This is a genomic window from Nocardia sp. CA-135398 (assembly GCF_050955845.1).
GTDB lineage: Bacteria > Actinomycetota > Actinomycetes > Mycobacteriales > Mycobacteriaceae > Nocardia.
This window is the reverse complement of sequence record NZ_CP192084.1, coordinates 6,480,104-6,497,225: the sequence shown is the minus strand read 5'-3', so window position 1 is coordinate 6,497,225 and position 17,122 is coordinate 6,480,104. Positions and strand designations below refer to the sequence as shown.

Annotated in this window: 16 protein-coding genes; 9 read left to right on the top strand and 7 right to left on the bottom strand. The window is 65.2% G+C overall.

Annotation, left to right across the window (positions count from 1 at the left end; translation table 11 throughout):
• Positions 1–60: 60 nt before the first annotated feature.
• The 4 genes from ACQP1T_RS28760 (at position 61) to ACQP1T_RS28745 (ending at position 3,694) form a co-directional block, all read left to right on the top strand.
• Entirely contained in the window at positions 61–399 is a 339-nt protein-coding gene (locus ACQP1T_RS28760; protein WP_433756167.1) for a hypothetical protein, read from the top strand.
• Positions 399–1,040 (top strand): cysteine hydrolase family protein, encoded by a 642-nt coding sequence (locus tag ACQP1T_RS28755; protein WP_433756166.1) that lies wholly within the window; start codon positions 399–401, stop codon positions 1,038–1,040. The genes ACQP1T_RS28760 and ACQP1T_RS28755 overlap by 1 nt, the downstream gene beginning before the upstream one ends.
• Positions 1,041–1,168: 128 nt before the next feature.
• On the top strand, positions 1,169–2,113 hold the full coding sequence (locus tag ACQP1T_RS28750; protein ID WP_433756165.1) for an endonuclease/exonuclease/phosphatase family protein: 945 nt from the start codon (positions 1,169–1,171) through the stop codon (positions 2,111–2,113).
• A 138-nt stretch (positions 2,114–2,251) separates the two neighbouring features.
• Positions 2,252–3,694 (top strand): metallopeptidase, encoded by a 1,443-nt coding sequence (locus tag ACQP1T_RS28745; protein ID WP_433756164.1) that lies wholly within the window; start codon positions 2,252–2,254, stop codon positions 3,692–3,694.
• A gap of 4 nt (positions 3,695–3,698) precedes the next feature.
• Here ACQP1T_RS28745 and ACQP1T_RS28740 read toward each other — a convergent pair whose 3' ends face one another.
• From ACQP1T_RS28740 to ACQP1T_RS28730, 3 genes are read right to left on the bottom strand one after another with little or no spacing between them, the layout of a single operon-like run.
• Entirely contained in the window at positions 3,699–4,574 is an 876-nt protein-coding gene (locus ACQP1T_RS28740; protein WP_433756163.1) for an alpha/beta hydrolase, read from the bottom strand.
• Positions 4,571–5,980: a M20/M25/M40 family metallo-hydrolase gene (locus ACQP1T_RS28735; RefSeq protein ID WP_433756162.1), complete on the bottom strand. Its 1,410-nt coding sequence runs from the start codon at positions 5,978–5,980 to the stop codon at positions 4,571–4,573. The genes ACQP1T_RS28740 and ACQP1T_RS28735 overlap by 4 nt, the downstream gene beginning before the upstream one ends.
• Positions 5,977–7,638: a CocE/NonD family hydrolase gene (locus tag ACQP1T_RS28730; RefSeq protein ID WP_433756161.1), complete on the bottom strand. Its 1,662-nt coding sequence runs from the start codon at positions 7,636–7,638 to the stop codon at positions 5,977–5,979. The genes ACQP1T_RS28735 and ACQP1T_RS28730 overlap by 4 nt, the downstream gene beginning before the upstream one ends.
• A gap of 199 nt (positions 7,639–7,837) precedes the next feature.
• On the opposite strand from ACQP1T_RS28730, the gene ACQP1T_RS28725 reads away from it, so the two are divergent.
• Positions 7,838–8,287, top strand: coding sequence for a TY-Chap domain-containing protein (locus ACQP1T_RS28725; RefSeq protein ID WP_433756160.1), 450 nt, complete (start codon positions 7,838–7,840; stop codon positions 8,285–8,287).
• Positions 8,288–8,329: 42 nt separating this feature from the next.
• On the top strand, positions 8,330–9,073 hold the full coding sequence (locus tag ACQP1T_RS28720; RefSeq protein ID WP_433756159.1) for a DUF4191 domain-containing protein: 744 nt from the start codon (positions 8,330–8,332) through the stop codon (positions 9,071–9,073).
• A gap of 47 nt (positions 9,074–9,120) precedes the next feature.
• On the opposite strand, the gene ACQP1T_RS28715 is transcribed toward ACQP1T_RS28720, so the two are convergent.
• Positions 9,121–9,510, bottom strand: a complete 390-nt coding sequence (locus ACQP1T_RS28715) for a YrdB family protein (RefSeq protein ID WP_433756158.1) — start codon at positions 9,508–9,510, stop codon at positions 9,121–9,123.
• Positions 9,511–9,547: 37 nt separating this feature from the next.
• Entirely contained in the window at positions 9,548–10,078 is a 531-nt protein-coding gene (locus tag ACQP1T_RS28710) for an RDD family protein (RefSeq protein WP_433756157.1), read from the bottom strand.
• Positions 10,079–10,331: 253 nt separating this feature from the next.
• Here ACQP1T_RS28710 and glnA point away from each other — a divergent pair, with 253 nt between their 5' ends.
• From glnA to ACQP1T_RS28695, 3 genes are all read left to right on the top strand, one after another.
• Positions 10,332–11,768, top strand: coding sequence for a type I glutamate--ammonia ligase (glnA, locus tag ACQP1T_RS28705; protein ID WP_433756156.1), 1,437 nt, complete (start codon positions 10,332–10,334; stop codon positions 11,766–11,768).
• Between the two features lie 660 nt (positions 11,769–12,428).
• Positions 12,429–12,968, top strand: a complete 540-nt coding sequence (locus tag ACQP1T_RS28700) for an HD domain-containing protein (RefSeq protein WP_433756155.1) — start codon at positions 12,429–12,431, stop codon at positions 12,966–12,968.
• Positions 12,969–13,264: 296 nt separating this feature from the next.
• Positions 13,265–14,155: a tyrosine-protein phosphatase gene (locus ACQP1T_RS28695; protein WP_433756154.1), complete on the top strand. Its 891-nt coding sequence runs from the start codon at positions 13,265–13,267 to the stop codon at positions 14,153–14,155.
• 124 nt (positions 14,156–14,279) lie between these two features.
• Here ACQP1T_RS28695 and ACQP1T_RS28690 read toward each other — a convergent pair whose 3' ends face one another.
• Positions 14,280–14,831 (bottom strand): hypothetical protein, encoded by a 552-nt coding sequence (locus tag ACQP1T_RS28690; protein ID WP_433756153.1) that lies wholly within the window; start codon positions 14,829–14,831, stop codon positions 14,280–14,282.
• A 43-nt stretch (positions 14,832–14,874) separates the two neighbouring features.
• Positions 14,875–17,082: an elongation factor G-like protein EF-G2 gene (locus ACQP1T_RS28685; RefSeq protein ID WP_433756152.1), complete on the bottom strand. Its 2,208-nt coding sequence runs from the start codon at positions 17,080–17,082 to the stop codon at positions 14,875–14,877.
• Positions 17,083–17,122: the final 40 nt, after the last annotated feature.

Genomic DNA, 17,122 nt, shown 5'->3' with positions numbered 1-17,122 from the left:
ATGGAACTCGCACTGCGGCGCGGCCGCACCACATTCTGCAGACATGGAGTTCGATTTCCCATGAAAGTCATCGTTTTCGACAGCTTCAAGCCCGGCGTGACGATGGAGACCATCACCCCTTATCTCCCCGAAGAGGTCGCCAACGTGTGGCGGCTGTGGAAGGCGGGCATCGTGCGCGAGAACTATGCGCGCGCCGATGAGCCGGGCGTGGTGATCGTATTCGAGGTCGACAGCGTCGAAGAGGCCAAGCGTTATGTCGAGGATTTCCCGCTGACCAAGGCCGGTCACCTGGAATGGACCTATGTTCCGGTGCAGGCGCCGCTCCCGCTGGAGGCGCTGATGGATCCGTCCGTCGATGTCGCCGAACCCTACGACCGGACCAAGGTGGGATCGGTCTGATGCAATATGCCTACGGTCTGAGCATTCCGCGGACCCTCGCGGATGCCTGCGATCCGACCAGGATGGCGCTGCTGATCTACGACATGCAGGTCGGCATCGTGCGGCAGCTGCCCGACGGCGACAAGGTCGTCCAGACCTGCGTGCAGCTGCGGGATGCGGCGCGGGAGAACGGTTTTCGCGTCTTCTACACCCGGCACATGTCGCTGCCGCCCGCGGCGGCCGGTGTCTCGCAACTGCGCACGGCCATGGAGTGGCAGCGAGTCGACGATCCGAACGAGGTGAATTCCAGCTTCCCGCAGGGTTCGCCCCAATATCAGCTCGTCCCCGAGCTGACGCCCGGTCCGAACGAGGTGGTCATCGATAAGATCACCATGTCCGCCTTCGCGGCGACGCCGCTCGATTTCGCCTTGCGCGACTTGGGCATCGACACCTTCGCCATTGCGGGCATCGCGCTGGAGGTCGGCATCGAACCCACCGTCCGGCACAGCCTCGATCTGGGCTATCTCCCGATCCTGGTGACCGATGCCTGTGGTGCGGGCCATCCGGCCGCGGCCGAACGCTCCTTGGCCACTCTGGCTTTCGCCGGTGGTTCACTCACCACGGATGCCGCCGTACTCGTCGAGCGGATGCACCGCCACTGAGCGGAAGCCGCGCCGGGACATACATCGCGACCACCCCACTCCGCTGGCAAGTGTAGGGGACGCGGCACCTCCACAGGATCTCCACAATCGCCGCACCTGGTCTCCATCGCAGCCGGTTAGGGTCAGGCATGCGTAAATGGGTGGACCGGGTGATGCTCGGGCTGGGGTGGTGTGCCTCGGCGGCGGGAGTTCTCGGGATCGTGCTGCATTTCGGGACATGGCGACGGCAGGCTTGGGTGCTGTTGGCGTCGGGGGCCTCGTATCTGATGCTCGGGGCGGTGCTGGGGTTGGTGTTGTTCCTGATCGCGCGGGGATGGAAGAGTGCGGCGGCGGCCGGGGTGATCGTCGCGGCGGTGTTGTGGACGCAGGTGCCGATGTTCGTGCCGGAGGGACGGGCCGCGAGTGGGCCGGAAGTTTCGGTCATGCAATCGAATCTGTTGTTCGGGGCAGCGGATGCGGCGGCGGTGGTTCGAGCGGTGCGGGAGAACCGCGTCGAGGTGCTCACGGTCGACGAGCTGACACCGGAGGTCGGGCAGCGCCTCGCGGCGGCCGGAATCGATGAGCTACTGCCGCATCAGTTCCTACAAACCCGTGGGGGCGGCAACGGCACCGGGATCTACAGCCGATATCCGTTGCGCGACACCAAGAAATACGACGGCTTCTGGATGAACAATCTGTCCGCCACCATGGAGCATCCACAGCGCGGGCCGGTCACGGTGTTCGCATTTCATCCGGTGCCGCCCTCGGTCGACTTCGCCGCGTGGAGTTCGGAGCTCGACAAGATCCGCGAAATACTCGACGCACAACAGGGTCCCGCGATCGTCGGCGCGGATTTCAATGCCACCCGCGATCATTCGGCATTCCGTGATCTGCTGCGCGGACGGTTCGTCGCGGCGGCGGACAAGGCGGGCGCCGGACCGCTGCTCACCTATCCCGCGGACCGCCGGTGGGGTCCGGTGATCGGCATCGACCACATTCTGGTCGCTGACGGTACGGCGGCCGACGTCCGCTCGCTCACCATTCCCGGATCGGATCATCGCGCGTTACTGGCACAGGTGCGGTTGAACGCCTGACGCAGCGAATGCGCTCAGACGTATACGCGCGCAGGGGTTTCTGCGATTACCATGTGATCGCTCGATGGGCAAGCGTGCACCCATCGGGTCGGGTTCGCCGAGGACGGACCCACAGTGAGTTCGGGGAGGAAAGATCTGATGAGGACGAGACGGCTGCGGTTCGGGGTGGTCGCGGTATTGCTGTTGGTCGGCGCGGCGCTGGTCGGCTGCGATGGCAAGACGGGCCAGCAGCGTGCGAGCGCGGTGACCGCGGACAATCCGTGGGAGCTGACCGGCGCGGTCACCAACAACGGTCCGAGCGGCCCGCGCAAGGGCGTCCCGGACGCGGCGCTCACCGCGGAGAACGGCGACGGCGGCGCGGTCGACAAACTCGCCCTCAACACCATCGCCGATCTGGAAGACTTCTGGAAGACCGAGTACGGCAAGAACTTTCCCGGCACCTTCAAGCCGGTGAGTCGCTACATCTCCTGGGATGCCGAGGCCGCCAAGGAGCAGGCGGTCAAGTTCTGCAAGTCCAGCACCTATCACCTGGTCAACGCCGCCTACTGCAGTGTGGACCACACCATCGGCTGGGATCGTGGTGTGCTGTTGCCGCTGCTGCAGGAGAAGTACAGCGATATGGCGATCGTGATGGTGCTCGCACACGAATACGGTCACTCCATCCAGGGCCAGGCCAAGATCGCCGGATTCTTCACCGGGTCGCTGGTGCGTGAGCAGCAGGCCGACTGCCTGGCCGGTGTCTTCCTGCGCCATGTGGCGGAAGGGAATTCGGCGCATTTCACGCTGAATATGACCGACGGGCTCAATGCGGTGCTCGGCGCCACTATCGCCGTGCGCGATGCAGATCCGGATAACCCGAAGAATGTGCACGGTTCCGCCTTCGAGCGGGTGACCGCGGTGCAGATCGGCTATACCGACGGTGCGCAGGGCTGCAAGAAGATCAATAAGAAGGAGATCGAGCAGCGTCGGGGCACCCTGCCGACAACATATGAGGACGGCGAAGAGGATGCTCAGCTTGCGGTCGACGTGGCATCGCTGACCAGCCTGAGCCAGGCACTGGCGAAGATCTTCCCGCTGCGGCAGGCTCCGCAGTACGACTACAACGGGATCATCGCGAACTGCTCGAAAGTGACTGCCACCGAACCCGTCTCGTACTGCCCGAGTTCGAACAAGATCGGCATCGATGTGCCCGAGCTCGCCAAACGTGGCGGGGCGATGAAGGGCGACGACGAACCGCTTTCGGCGGTGGTGGACGGTGACTACAACGCCTTCGCCGTGTTCATCTCGCGCTATGTCCTTGCGGTGCAACAGGAACGCGAGCTCTCGATCAGCGGAGCCGAGACCGCTGGATTGCGCACCGCGTGCCTCACCGGCGTCGTGACGACCAAGCTGAGCGAGCCGGGCAGCGATCCACGACTGTCGGCGAACGACCTCGATGAAGCGGTCTCCGGACTGCTCGCCGACGGTCTGGTCGCCAGCGATGTGGACGGCAAGGTGGTGGCGAGCGGCTTCCAACGATTGGAGGCGTTCCGCACCGGAGTCCTCGACGGCGAGCAGGCCTGCCTGACGAACTACCGCTAGCGGCTCACTCGTCCGCTACGTGGGCCTGCAGCCACTCCAGGACATCGGAGAGCACCTTGTCCTGTTCGGGTTCATTGAAGACCTCGTGGTAGAGGCCCTCGTAGCGGATCACCGTGAGATCCTTCGAGCCCGCGCCCCGCTCGATCAGATCGGTGCTCGACGGTGCGGCGATGACGTCGGCCGTGCCGTGCAGTACCAGCAGCGGCACGGTGAGCTTGTCCAAACGGCTCTTGACGAACTCGGTGGCATTCAGCATCTCCATACCGGTGCGGGCCGGGAGCTTGCCGCGGAAGACCAGCGGGTCATTGTCGTAGGCCCGGACCACCTCGGGATCGCGGCTGATCATCGACGAATCCAGTTTCAGCACACCGGTATTCGGCGCGAACCGGGACAGCAGCGGGCCGACCAGGCGCTGCAGCGGATTGCCGACGGCGATATCCAGCGGCGGCGCCGACAATACGATGCCGTCGACGTCGATCGGCGCCCGGACCGCCAGATACAACGTGATCAGACTGCCCATCGAATGCGCGAGCAGGAACCGCGGTAAATCCGGATGTTCGCGGCTCGCGATCTTCAGCATCTCCGCGACATTGTCGGCCGAGCCCGCCATCGAACCGATATTCGCGTTATTGCCCGCCGACTTGCCATGGCCGATATGGTCCAGCGCGTAGACCGCGAAACCGTTGTCCGCCAGGCGCTTTCCGACATGGGCATAGCGGCCGGAATGTTCGGCGACGCCGTGCACGAGCACGATCACCGCACGCGCCGTGGTATCGGGAAGCCATGCGCGCCAAGCGATTCGGCTGCCGGTACCGTCGAACTCACCCTCGGTGCCCGGTGTCGGCTCGACGGGTCGGTCGGTCGTCGGATCGGTTGTCATGCATCGGCTCCTTGGGTACGTGGCGGCGCCGCGAGCTGATCGATCAGCCGCCGATTGAACTCGATGAGCCGAGCGTAGTTCACCAGCGAGATGCGCTCATCGGTTCCGTGGATCGATTCCACATCGGCCTTGGTCAGCAGGATCGGGGCGAAGTTGCACCGGGTCGCGGCGAGGTCGTGGTAGTGCCGGGAATCGGTCGCGCCCGGGACGATGCCGGTGGTGACCGCGATGCCAGGGACGACGGACTCGGCCAGGCCCGCGATCATGTCGAATGCCGGGCCGGGCGGCTTGCCGGGTGAGGGCTCGGAGGTCATGCCGATGAGTTCTATCCGCACGTCCGCGTCACGCACCACCTTGCGGCAGTGTGCGAGCACCGATGCGACCGAATCGCCGGGCAGAATGCGGAAATTCACCAGGGCCTCGGCCTGCTGTGGCAGCACATTCGGTTTGACGCCGCCGCGGATGACCGTCGGCGCGGTCGTGGTGCGCACCAGCGACTCGGTTTGCGGCCGCGCCGCGAGCACCCGAGTGATCACCGGCGTGGCCAGCCCGGCGAATCTGAGCAGGCGGCGGCGATATGCGGGCATGACGTGGCGCAGCCTGGTGACCATGTCCGACACTACCGGCGTCAATCGCAGCGGCATCGGATGGTCCTGGATTCGGCTCACCGCGCGGGCGATCCGTCCGACCGCGGTCTGTTTGCCGGGCATGGACGAATGCCCGCCCACCGCCGATACCGAAAGGCGAACGGTCGCATAGCCTTTCTCGCCCACCATGATCGAAGCCACCGGTTGATCTATGCCGTCGGCGATACCGTCGAGGATGACGCCGCCCTCGTCGAGCAGCAGATCCGCGTGCACGCCGGATTCCCTCAGCCGCTGGGCCATTCGCACCGCGCCGTCATCGCCGAACACCTCTTCGTCGTGCCCGAAAGCGAGATAGATGGTGTGCCGCGGGCGAATTCCCGCGGCGAGTGACGATTCCACCGCTTCCAGAATCGCGATCAATCGACTCTTGTCGTCGATTGCCCCACGGCCCCATATGAATTCGTCATCCACCACGCCCGCGAACGGCGGATGCGTCCACCGCTGTAGATCATCGACCGGAACCACATCCTGATGGGCGAGCAGAATCGCCGACACCCGATCCGGTTCGACGCCCGGCCAGCGATACAGCCTGCTGTGCCCGAACCGCTCCAATTCCAGTTCGGCGTGGACCAGTGGGAACGACTGCTCCAGGTGCGCGCCCAGCCGGAGGAATTCGGCGTCGCTGGGCTCGGCGGGTTCCGCGGTATCCGGCGGCTCGTAGGAAACTGTCGCGCAGCGCAGGGCCTGCGCGAGGCGTTCGGCGACGTGCGTATCGACGACATCCGGTGTGCTGTGGGTCTGCGCGGCATTGCCTGTCATCGAGGGCCGGTCTCATTCGACAAATTCATGGGCATCACTGCATTGTTCAACACCTCGGGCCCGAGTGTGCGCACCTTCTGGACGCGCCACTTCGCCCAGGCCTCGCTGGTGCCGCCGGTGAGGTCCGGGGTGCGCGGGATGCTCAGCAGGGGCAGGTCGAGGCGGGCCGCCAGCACGGTGACCTGGGCATTGGCGGCGGCATGGGACCAGACATCGTCGACCACATCGGTGATCCGGACGCCGAGGCGGTGCCCGGCGATGATCGGCCAGTCCTGCGCCAACAGTCGGATATCGGCGGTATCGGCGACCGGAGCGATGCCGCGGGTGATGATAGTGCCGCGGCCGTCCGGGGCGATATCGAACAATTCGACCGCGACCGTCGCGGTCGGCGGACCCGACAGGCGCAGCGTTGCCGTCGGAATTCCGGAGATGTGCTGAGTGGTGCTGAGCGGTTCGGAAATGGACCAGATTTCGCGGTCGGGGCCGGGCAGCAGGCCGCGATCGGTATAGGTGCCGGTGCGCAGATCGATCGGAATGCGGCGCGAGTCGGCGGGCGGCCATGCGGTTTCGGAGCGCCAGCCGCCATCGAATTGGCCGACCGTCACGCGCGGGCCCGGCACCTCGATATCGCGGTCCGCGACATGCTTATCGAAAAAGGCGAGTAATTGGGTAGCGAAATCCGGTGCACCGCATTTGCTATCGCAATCGCTGTGGCCCCACTGGCCGAACCAGGCGCGATGATCGCCGGGTCCGAGCGCATTCCAGACGTCGAAGATGCGATACGCCCGGGTGTTGTAATCGAGAAAGCCCTGGCCGACGAACAACGGAATGGTATTGCCGCGCAACTCTGCCACGAGATCACGCTCGCGCCAGAACGGGGTGCTGGCGTCATGGTTGGTGGTGTTCGCCGCGTATTGCTCGTAGCACCCGGCCGAAATCTGGACCGCATTGGACTGGTACTCGGGGGAGTCGTCGGGGCGACCCGGTGTGGACGCGATCAGCAGATGCTCGAAACCCGTCATTTCGGCCGGGCGAATGCCGCTCTCGGTGACCGGCTTTCCGGAGAACTTCCAGGCGACGCCCTGCATGTACATGTACGCGTACGGGTCGACATCCGGTCCGAACGCCGCGACGGCGGCAAGGCCCGCGGGTGCGGCGGCCAGCGCCATCATCCCGGTCCAGGCCTCGTAGGAGGTGCCGATCATGCCCACCCGACCTGTCGACCACGGCTGCCCCGCCGCCCAGGCCACGGCGGTCGCAACATCCGAACGCTCGCCCGGCCCACCGAAATCCGGGCATCCGGACGAGCCGCCGTAGCCGCGCAGATCGACGATGACGTAGGTATAGCCCGCGTTCAGGAACATCGCTACATGTAGATCATCGGTGGACGGACCACCCTCGAGCCGCGGCACACTCAGATACGCGGTATGCGAGCGATACGGGCTGACGGTCATGACCACCGGCGTGCGGGTATCCGCGGCAATGCCCTCGGGGCGCAAGATATCGGCGTGCAGCCGGGTGCCGTCCGGCGCGGTGATGAAGCTCTGCGACCACTGATACGGCACACCGACCGGGTCCGCGGCAGTCACCGGCGCCAGTACGCCGAGCATCAACAGAACCCCGGCCAACCCGCGCAACAGCACCGAACCCACAGTCACCCGAGAACTATCGACCTCTGCTGGTCGATAGTCCAGCCCCCGGAACGGGGGTGCCGCTCGGCGCTCCGCGGTCGGACCGAGGGCCGGCTATTTGCATTCGCTATCGACCGGGTGAAGGGCGTGCTCGGACAATAAGATTCGGCTGGTGTCTGAGGCAGCGCGGCGTATGATCGGCCCAGTGCGAGTCCCCGGGGGGAATATGAGTGAGCCGGTGACCACGGATTGGGAGCCATTCGCGCGGTCGCTGGCACAATGTCTTTCCGAACTACCCTCCCGGGCAACGCTGATCATCGCCGCGCCCGGCAATCGATATGTCCAATTCGTGCAATACGACATCAAACTGTCCGTCGAACTGGCGGGCAATTCCTATCTCGCGCAGCCCATCTCGCCGACCGGTGAACGCACGCTGCGCGATCTCGGCTGGCGCGAACCCGTCGCACGGCGCGAGATCGACAACTGGACCCGCACCCTGTTCTGGCCGCTGTCCGCGGACACTCTGCTCGGACTCGCCCGCTCGGTCGCCGTCGGCCTGCACGACGCGCTCGGCGTCGGCACGCCCGCGCAGCTGCGCGCTATGGGATGGACCGAGAGCTCGGGTGATCTGGATCTCACCGCATTGGGCGAAATCGCGCGTCGCGGCGTGAACTGACGCGGTGCGGAGACCCGCCCGACGTGCCACTATTCTGTGAATATGGCAGTAGGCAAGGGCGGCACGCCGTCCAAGGAAGCGAAGGCCGCGGCGAAGGCGGCCCGCAAGCAGCAGTCGAAAGAACGCCGCCAGCAGCTCTGGCAGGCGTTCCAGATGCAGCGCAAGGAAGACAAGCTGCTGCTGCCGCTGATGATCGGCGCCATCGTCGGCATCACGGTCGTATTCCTGGTGGTCGGCCTGATCTTCGGCCTGCAGTGGTACCTGCTGCCGCTCGGCCTGCTGCTCGGCGTGCTCGTCGCGTTCATCATCTTCGGGCGCCGGGTGCAGCGCAATGTCTACGCTAAGGCCGAGGGCCAGGCGGGCGCGGCGGCCTGGGTGCTGGACAACCTGCAGGGCAAATGGCGGGTCAGCAATGGCGTCGCCGCGACCACCCAGCTGGACGCGGTGCATCGGGTGATCGGTCTGCCGGGCGTCATCCTGATCGGTGAGGGTTCCCCGCAGCGGTTGAAATCGCTACTGGCCCAGGAGAAGAAGCGCACCGCGCGGCTCATCGGCGACACCCCGATCTACGACATCATCATCGGCAACGACGAGGGCCAGATCCCGCTGAAGGAGCTGCAGAAGCACCTCACCAAGCTGCCCCGCAATATCGATACCAAGCGCATAGACCTCATCGAGGGTCGCCTGTCCGCGCTGAGTTCGCGCAGCGGTCCCGCACTGCCCAAGGGCCCGATGCCCGCGGGCGCCAAGATGCGCGGAGTGCAGCGCACCATCCGTCGGCGCTGATCCCTGCTTCGAGGCCCGCATCCGATGGGATGCGGGCCTTCGCATTTCTAAGAGGTCGTTCCGGTTCGCCCGTTGTCGAGCAACCAGGTGATCCGGTCGTAGCCGATGGCGTGGTAGACGACGAGCACCGCGGTGAAGGCCAGGGCCCAGCGCGGCAGTCCCGCGATCCAGAATGCGGCCGCGCCACCGAACAGCACCACGAGCTCGACCAGCAGACGTACCCAGCCGTCCACCGCGACCGGGGCCTTTCCGCTGCGGCTCGGATCGCCGGGCACCGCGAACGTTCCCCAAGCCGCGGCGGCGGCCAGCGGCAGCAGGACAACCAGCACATAGCGCCAGGGCGAATCGAATGCGCGCCAGCCGCAGACCGCGAACGAGGAAATAGCCGCGAGTTCGAGGAACAGGCGGACGGCCAGCATGACCGGATTCAGAGACACCGCCGGAGCGTACTGCCGCGACGCCCGCCCGGCGACGCTAGCGGGAGCGGACGACCGCGGTGCCGGTGGCGCGGTCGTGCATGCCGCGACCATCGGCGTCGGTGAACAGCGCAGGAACCACGAAGACCAGCAGCACCTGGCGGGCCAACGCACGCACGACACCGACGGCCACCGGCGCATCGACACGGATGACGCGCAGGCGCAGGAAGTACTGACCGGGCGTGTACCCGAACAACGACACCGCGACGACCCCGATCGCGAACCACACGAGCAGATTGGGCGTCGTGAGCGCACTCACAATCGCCTCGAAGTTCGACGGACGCGGCTTCCCGGCCGGAATATCCATCCCGGAGATGATCTTGTCCGGATTCGGCCGCACGATGATCGCGGTCACACCGAGGGAGATGAACCAGTCCACCACGAGTGCGACGATGCGTCGGAACATGCCGACCAGCGACCCCGCCCCCGAGCGCGGCAGCCCCAGGGTCTGACCGGGGAACTCGGGGGTTGCCGGATCGCCCGGGTCCGCCGAAGGTCCGGAGAGCCAGGATCCGCTGATGCGTGCCATAACCCCCAGAATAGGCCTCTACGACCGGTCGTAGGACATCGCATTAATCGGAGTTGACCTCGGCGGGCGCTGGTAAAGATGGCAGGACTACCATGCTGTTCGAGCCCGGGTGGTCCGAAACACCTGGCCCGCCGCACGTGTAACACTGGCGAAACACAGCCTTGATTGCTGGGAAACACCGCGTCCATACCGTCTGGACGCGACGAACCCATGCAATCGACACTGGCTGGGAACCGATCCGTAAGGAGAACAAGTGACGTTCAGCACGGCCGACGAGGTCATCAAGCACATCAAGGAAGAGGAAGTCGAATACGTCGACATCCGCTTCAGCGATCTTCCCGGTGTGCAGCAGCACTTCTCGATCCCCGCGAAGGCTTTCACCGCTGACCTCGCTGAGGAAGGGCTAGCGTTCGACGGCTCCTCCGTCCGTGGCTTCCAGTCCATCGACGAGTCGGACATGCTGCTGCTCCCTGACTTCAGCACGGCTCGGCTGGACCCGTTCCGCCAGGCCAAGACGCTGAACCTCAACTTCTTCGTGCACGACCCGTTCACCAGGGAGGCCTACAGCCGCGACCCGCGTAACGTCGCGCGTAAGGCGGAGGAGTACCTGCGCTCGACCGGTATCGCCGACACCGCGTACTTCGGTGCCGAGGCGGAGTTCTACATCTTCGACTCGATCCGCTACGACTCGGCCATGAACGGCGCCTTCTACGAGATCGAGTCGGTTTCGGGCTCCTGGAACACCGGTGCGGAGTTCAACCCGGACGGCACCCCCAACCGCGGCTACAAGGTCCGTAACAAGGGCGGTTACTTCCCGGTCGCCCCGTACGACCACTACGTCGACCTGCGCGACAAGATCTCGACCAACCTGCAGAACGCGGGCTTCGAACTCGAGCGCGGCCACCACGAGGTCGGCACCGCCGGTCAGGCCGAGATCAACTACAAGTTCGGCACCCTGCTCGGCGCGGCCGACGACCTGCAGCTGTTCAAGTACATCGTCAAGAACACCGCGTGGGCCGAGGGCAAGACCGTCACCTTCATGCCGAAGCCGCTCTTCGGTGACAACGGCTCGGGCATGCACGTGCACCAGTCGCTGTGGAAGGACGGCAAGCCGCTGTTCCACGACGAGGCCGGCTACGCGGGCCTGTCGGACCTGGCGCGCCACTACATCGGCGGCATCCTGCACCACGCGCCGTCGTTGCTGGCGTTCACCAACCCGACCGTGAACTCCTACCACCGCCTGGTCCCGGGCTACGAGGCCCCGATCAACCTGGTGTACTCGCAGCGCAACCGCTCCGCCGCGGTCCGCATCCCGGTCACCGGCAACAACCCGAAGGCCAAGCGCATCGAGTTCCGCGCGCCCGACTCCTCGGGTAACCCGTACCTGGCCTTCGCCGCCATGATGATGGCCGGTCTGGACGGCATCAAGAAGAAGATCGAGCCGAAGGCCCCGGTCGACAAGGACCTCTACGAGCTCCCGCCGGAGGAGGCCAAGGGCATCCCGCAGGCCCCCACCAGCCTGGCCTCGGTCATCGACCGCCTCGAGCAGGACCACGACTACCTGACCGAAGGCAACGTCTTCACCCCCGACCTCATCGAGACCTGGATCAACCTCAAGCGCGAAAACGAAATCGCGCCGGTGAACCTGCGTCCGCACCCGTATGAGTTCGAGCTCTACTTCGACGTGTAAGCCTGACCTGTGCGTCTACGCCTGATTCGGGCGTTCGGTACGCAGTAGACGAAATCGAGTCCACCCGTTCGGCGATTGCCTGGCGGGTGGACTCGTCTGTATCCGGCCGTAGGTGTCGAGCGGGGTGTTCGCGATGGTGACCGGAGTTCTCGAGCGCTCACTCAGATGCACCAGACGACACTGCCGAGGGGGATACACCACGTAGCTGATCCGAATGATCCGTCGACCTGAGTGGTCGAGGACGACGGAGGTGCCGCGGCAGTCGAATCGGCAGCGGCTGCGGGCGCCGCGAGGACGAGCAGGGGCGCGGCAATAACAGTCGCGGCTAGGGTTTTGACGATCTTGCTGGACATTTTGCTTCCTTACAGCGAGCTTTATGACGTCCGCGTAGTAGGCCGCGCTGCCGAGCTACCGGACTGGGGCTGCGAATGCGTTACATGCCGAATCGACTTTGCAACACGCGATTCGCTACTTGGTGAAGTACATGATGCGTCCCGATAGGAACGCGCATTCGGGCTGGCCAACAGCTGCAGCATCGACCGGACCGAACAAGACGTCATTTGATACCGGCGGAAGGCGTCAACAACAGCGTACCGCTGGCTACCCGAGCTACTGAAGAACGACCGCCACATCGTGATTCATGGTGAGCCCATCGGAGCCTTGCTGAACCACTCGCGCCGCGTCTATGTCTGGGCGGCTGCCTACGGCAGGCAGCAGGGCATCCGGTACGACGCTGAGCTGCTGTTCGCGGCTGCGATGTTCCACGACATCAGCCTGGTACCGGAGTTCGACAGCCACACCGTCTCCTTCGAGGAGGCCGGCGGCCATGTCGCCCGGGTGTTCGCCGCCGGCGCCGGTTGGCCGAGCGAGCGCCGCGAGCGCCTCGGCGAAGTGATCGTCAGGCATATGTGGCCTGACGTGGACGTGGCCGATGATCCTGAAGGTCACTTGCTGTGGCGGGCGGCGGCATTGGACATCGTGGGGAAGAACATCGACGACTTCAGCCCCGCCTTCCGTGCCGAAGTACTCCAGCAGTACCCCCGACTCGGGCTGGCCGACGAGTTCCTTGCCTGCTTCCAGGCTCAGGCCGACCGGAAGACCGGCGGCTCCGCCGCACGCGCAGTGCAGTCCGGCCTCGCCACCAGGATGGCCGCAAACCCCCTCGACGCCGGTTCCGAGCGCACGCCCGACGAAAACTAGCAACGGGCCAGATGGAACGACAGCCTGGCATACGGGACCGACACATACGATGCTTCGCCGCTGCGGCGCGATAGGTTGCAACCGTATTGCCGTGCGGGCAATTTCGAGTAGGCATATACTGTTTCGGTACCACCGCAACCGATCTCGGGTTTTGTTGGCGAGGTGGGAGCTTTTGCGTCCGAGGTACAGTCTGAATCCCATTGAGCGGCACGGGAATACCGGTGAGTGGGGTAATAGCGGCGGGTTCGGTGCGAAGTGGCGCACCAGGGGTGGGGTGGGTTCTACTGTCCCGCGCCATGAGGATTTCACTTGTTTCACTAATAGGTGCTGCCGCCGCGGCATTGGCGTTGACCGCGACGGGGGCGCAGCCTTCGGCGGTGGCCGAGCCGAGTGTTGCGGCTGCCGGCGGGAAGATCGATCTGCAGGGCGCGGTCAATGTCCGGGATATCGGGGGGTATCGGACTTATGACGGGGCAACGGTCAAGTCCGGGAAGGCTATTCGGTCGGATTCGTTGGAGAAGTTGACGGACTCCGACGTGCAGAAGCTCGGCACCCTGAACCTGAAGGCCGTTATAGATTTGCGGACACCCGCGGAGGTGCAGTTCGCGGGGGCCGACAAGGTGCCCGCGGGGGTGCAGAAGGTGGCGCGGCCGATCGATGACACCGGGCTGTTCCAGCAGATGCTTGCGGCCATTCAGTCTCGGGATCCGGTGAAGCAGGAGGAACTGCTCGGGAACGGGAAAGCCGAGGAGATCATGGCGAATGTATATCGGAGCTTCTTCACCGATGATTCGCGGGCGAAGTTCGGGCAGACGATTCGGGATCTCGCGGCAACCGACCGGGCGACCCTGTACCACTGCACCTCGGGTAAGGATCGGACTGGTTGGCTGACATATGTGGTGTTGCGCGCGGTCGGAGTGCCGGAATCTACTGCGCGACAGGACTATCTGCTGTCGAATCAGTACCGGGCTGCCGCGGACGCCAAGTTGCGTGAGCAGGTGAAGCAGGCAGGACTGATGCAGAACCCCGATCTGCTCATTCCGCTGCAAGAAGTTCGTACCGAGTACTTGGATACCGCGATCGCCGAGATGGAACAGACCTATGGCGATTTCGGAAAGTTCCTGACCCAGGGCCTCGGCCTCGACGGCGGCACCCTCGTCCAACTCCGCAAGAACCTGGTGAACTGACGCAAACCCGTCGGGCCCACTCCTCTCCGAGGAGTGGGCCCGAATCCGCGCGCTGTCGCACAACCATTCACGATCGCGCACACAGCCTGTGCGAACTCCGCATCCCTTGTGCGACAGCAGAAGTTCAGATCGGGAGGACCCACTCGACCAGGTCCCATAGTGAGACGCCTCCGGTGCCGAATGCCGTGACCAGGGTGTAGGCGATGAGCGCGTCCTCCAGGGTCGGCTGCCAAACGGTTACCTTGTGGTCGCGCGATCTGAAAGGCAGTGCCCATGCGACATCGATCTGGTGCGTTCCGGTCAGCATGAATTCGCCGAGAACATGCTCGCCGTGGCTCTTCTGCCCCAGCATCAAGGTGCTGGAGTGCAGATTTGTCGGCATGAGCCGCATAGTCTTGCCATCGACCTCGGCAACCGCTCGATAGGTCCACCGGTAGTAGAAGTGCCCGCGCCCGACCGTCAACCTGATGGGGCGATCATTGATCGAGGCCCGCAATCGCTTCGCATTGCGGGTTCCGATGGGAACACGCTGACGTGTGCGCGGACCGATGCGCTCGATGGTCACCACGGTGGCATCGTCGAATACCGGTGTGGTGATGACTCTTTCGTCGCCCCGCGTGATCACGAGCTTGCCGAAATGCTCGGTGTCGACAACAAAACGCTCTGGACTGCTCACCCGGCTCCTTCGACGCTAGCGAAACATCCTGTGGCGCTGGGTATCAGCCCGACTTCTTGGCCTGCTCGCGGACCGCGCCCGCCAATGCGTTCGGCATCGGCTCGTGCCGGACATACGAGCGCGTGAAATCACCCGCGCCATGTGAGAGTGAGCGCAGATCTATTGCGTAGCGGGTGAGTTCGACTTCGGGCACCTCGGCGTGGATGCGGGTGCGGCCGGTGCCGTGCGGTTCGGTACCGAGGACGCGTCCGCGGCGGCCGGACAGATCGCTGAGTACCGGACCGACGTAGTCGTCGGTTACCACCACCCATACGTCGGCGATCGGTTCGAGTAGGTCGATACCCGCGGCGGCCGCGGCTTCACGCAAGGCGAGCGCGCCCGCGGTCTGGAATGCGGCATCGGAGGAGTCGACCGAATGCGCCTTGCCGTCGAACAGCGTGACACGCATATCGACCAGCGGGTACCCGGCCGCCACCCCGCGCGCCGCCTGGGCGCGCACCCCCTTTTCCACCGACGGAATGAACTGCCGCGGTACGACTCCACCGACCACCCGGTCGACGAATTCGATACCCGATCCGCCGGGCAGCGGTTCCACCTCGATCTCGCAGACCGCGTACTGTCCGTGCCCGCCCGACTGTTTGACGTGCCTGCCCTTACCGGTCGCCTTGCCCGCGAATGTTTCGCGCAGCGCGACCTTGTGATCGATCACGTCGACCTGCACGCCGAACCTGGTGCGCAACCGCTCCAGTGCGACATCGCGGTGCGCCTCGCCCAGACACCACAGCACGATCTGATGGGTATCCGGATTCTGTTCCAGCCGGACCGCGGGATCCTCGGCCGCGAGCCGGGCCAGACCGCTGGAGAGCTTGTCCTCATCCGCCTTGCTGCGTGCCTGAATGGCGATGGGCAGCAGGGGATCGGGCATCTGCCATGGTTCGATCAGCAGCGGGGCGGCGGTGCCGGACAGGGTATCGCCGGTTTCCGCGTGGCTCAGCTTCGTGACATAGGCGATATCACCGGCGATCGCCTGGCCGAGTGGGCGCTGCTGTTTGCCGAACGGTGCGGTGATGGCGCCGATGCGCTCGTCCACAGCGTGGCTTTCATGGCCGCGGTCCTCCAGTCCGTGGCCACAGACATGCACGGTGTCGTCGGGTCGCAGCGTGCCGGAGAAAACGCGGACCAGCGAGACGCGCCCGACATACGGGTCCGAGGCCGTGCGGATCACCTCGGCGGCCAACGCGCCGTCGGGATCGCAGTGCAGCGGGGTCGGCGCGGCGCCGTCGGAGGTGGTGGTCGCCGTGACCGCATGTTCCGACGGTGTGGGGAATCCGCCGGTGATCAACTCCAACAGTTCTATGGTGCCGAGGCCCTGTTTGGCCCCCTCGGGAGCGGGCGCGCCGAACAGCACGGGATGGAAGCTGCCCCGGGCGACCGCGCGTTCGAGGTCCTCGACCAGTGCCGCCAGCTCGATCTCCTCGCCGCCGAGATAGCGCTCCATCAACGTCTCGTCTTCGCTTTCGGCGATGATGCCCTCGATCAGCCGGTTGCGCGCCTCCTCCAGCAGCGGCACCTGATCGGCGGACGGTTCGCACTGGACTTCCTCCCCGGAGGAGTAATCCGCGACGCAGTGCGGCAGCAGTTCGACCAATCCGGTCACCGGGCGATGACCGTCCGGACTCTTCGGCCCGTACACCGGAAGATGCAGCGGCAGAATGTTTTCCGAGGAACCGCCGCCGAGCACCAGCCGACAGGTCTCGGTCATCTCGTCGAATTCGGCGCGTGCGGTATCGAGGTGGGTTATCACGATGGCCCGCGGCATCCCGACCGCCGCGCACTCCTCCCACAGCGCGCGGGTCGCGCCGCTCACCGCCTCGGCGCCCTCGGCCGCGGAGATGACGAACAGGGCCGCATCCGCCGCGCGCAGACCCGCGCGCAGCTCACCGACGAAATCGGCGTATCCGGGGGTGTCCAACAGATTGATCTTGATCCCGTGCCACACCATCGGTACCACCGACAACTGCACCGATCGGTGCTGGCGGTGTTCGATCTCGTCGTAATCCGATAGCGACGTCCCGTCCTCTACCCGGCCCGCGCGATTCACCGCGCCTGCCGTGAGCGCCAACGCCTCTACCAACGTGGTCTTACCCGACCCACTGTGCCCGACCAGCACCACATTCCGGATGTCCTCCGGCCGCTGCGCCGTCATAGCCTTACCGTTGGTCCCTGCGGACGCACTCGCTTTCTCGACCATGTGTCTCGCTTCCTCGGTCGACACCTGCGGTCCTTCGAGC

Bases quoted from the DNA above. Each gene is read 5' to 3' on its own strand.
- ACQP1T_RS28760 (WP_433756167.1), top strand. From the start codon at position 61: ATGAAAGTCATCGTTTTCGACAGCTTCAAGCCCGGCGTGACGATGGAG.
- ACQP1T_RS28755 (WP_433756166.1), top strand. From the start codon at position 399: ATGCAATATGCCTACGGTCTGAGCATTCCGCGGACCCTCGCGGATGCC.
- ACQP1T_RS28750 (WP_433756165.1), top strand. From the start codon at position 1,169: ATGCGTAAATGGGTGGACCGGGTGATGCTCGGGCTGGGGTGGTGTGCC.
- ACQP1T_RS28745 (WP_433756164.1), top strand. From the start codon at position 2,252: ATGAGGACGAGACGGCTGCGGTTCGGGGTGGTCGCGGTATTGCTGTTG.
- ACQP1T_RS28740 (WP_433756163.1), bottom strand. From the start codon at position 4,574: ATGACAACCGATCCGACGACCGACCGACCCGTCGAGCCGACACCGGGC.
- ACQP1T_RS28735 (WP_433756162.1), bottom strand. From the start codon at position 5,980: ATGACAGGCAATGCCGCGCAGACCCACAGCACACCGGATGTCGTCGAT.
- ACQP1T_RS28725 (WP_433756160.1), top strand. From the start codon at position 7,838: ATGAGTGAGCCGGTGACCACGGATTGGGAGCCATTCGCGCGGTCGCTG.
- ACQP1T_RS28720 (WP_433756159.1), top strand. From the start codon at position 8,330: ATGGCAGTAGGCAAGGGCGGCACGCCGTCCAAGGAAGCGAAGGCCGCG.
- ACQP1T_RS28710 (WP_433756157.1), bottom strand. From the start codon at position 10,078: ATGGCACGCATCAGCGGATCCTGGCTCTCCGGACCTTCGGCGGACCCG.
- ACQP1T_RS28695 (WP_433756154.1), top strand. From the start codon at position 13,265: ATGAGGATTTCACTTGTTTCACTAATAGGTGCTGCCGCCGCGGCATTG.
- ACQP1T_RS28685 (WP_433756152.1), bottom strand. From the start codon at position 17,082: ATGGTCGAGAAAGCGAGTGCGTCCGCAGGGACCAACGGTAAGGCTATG.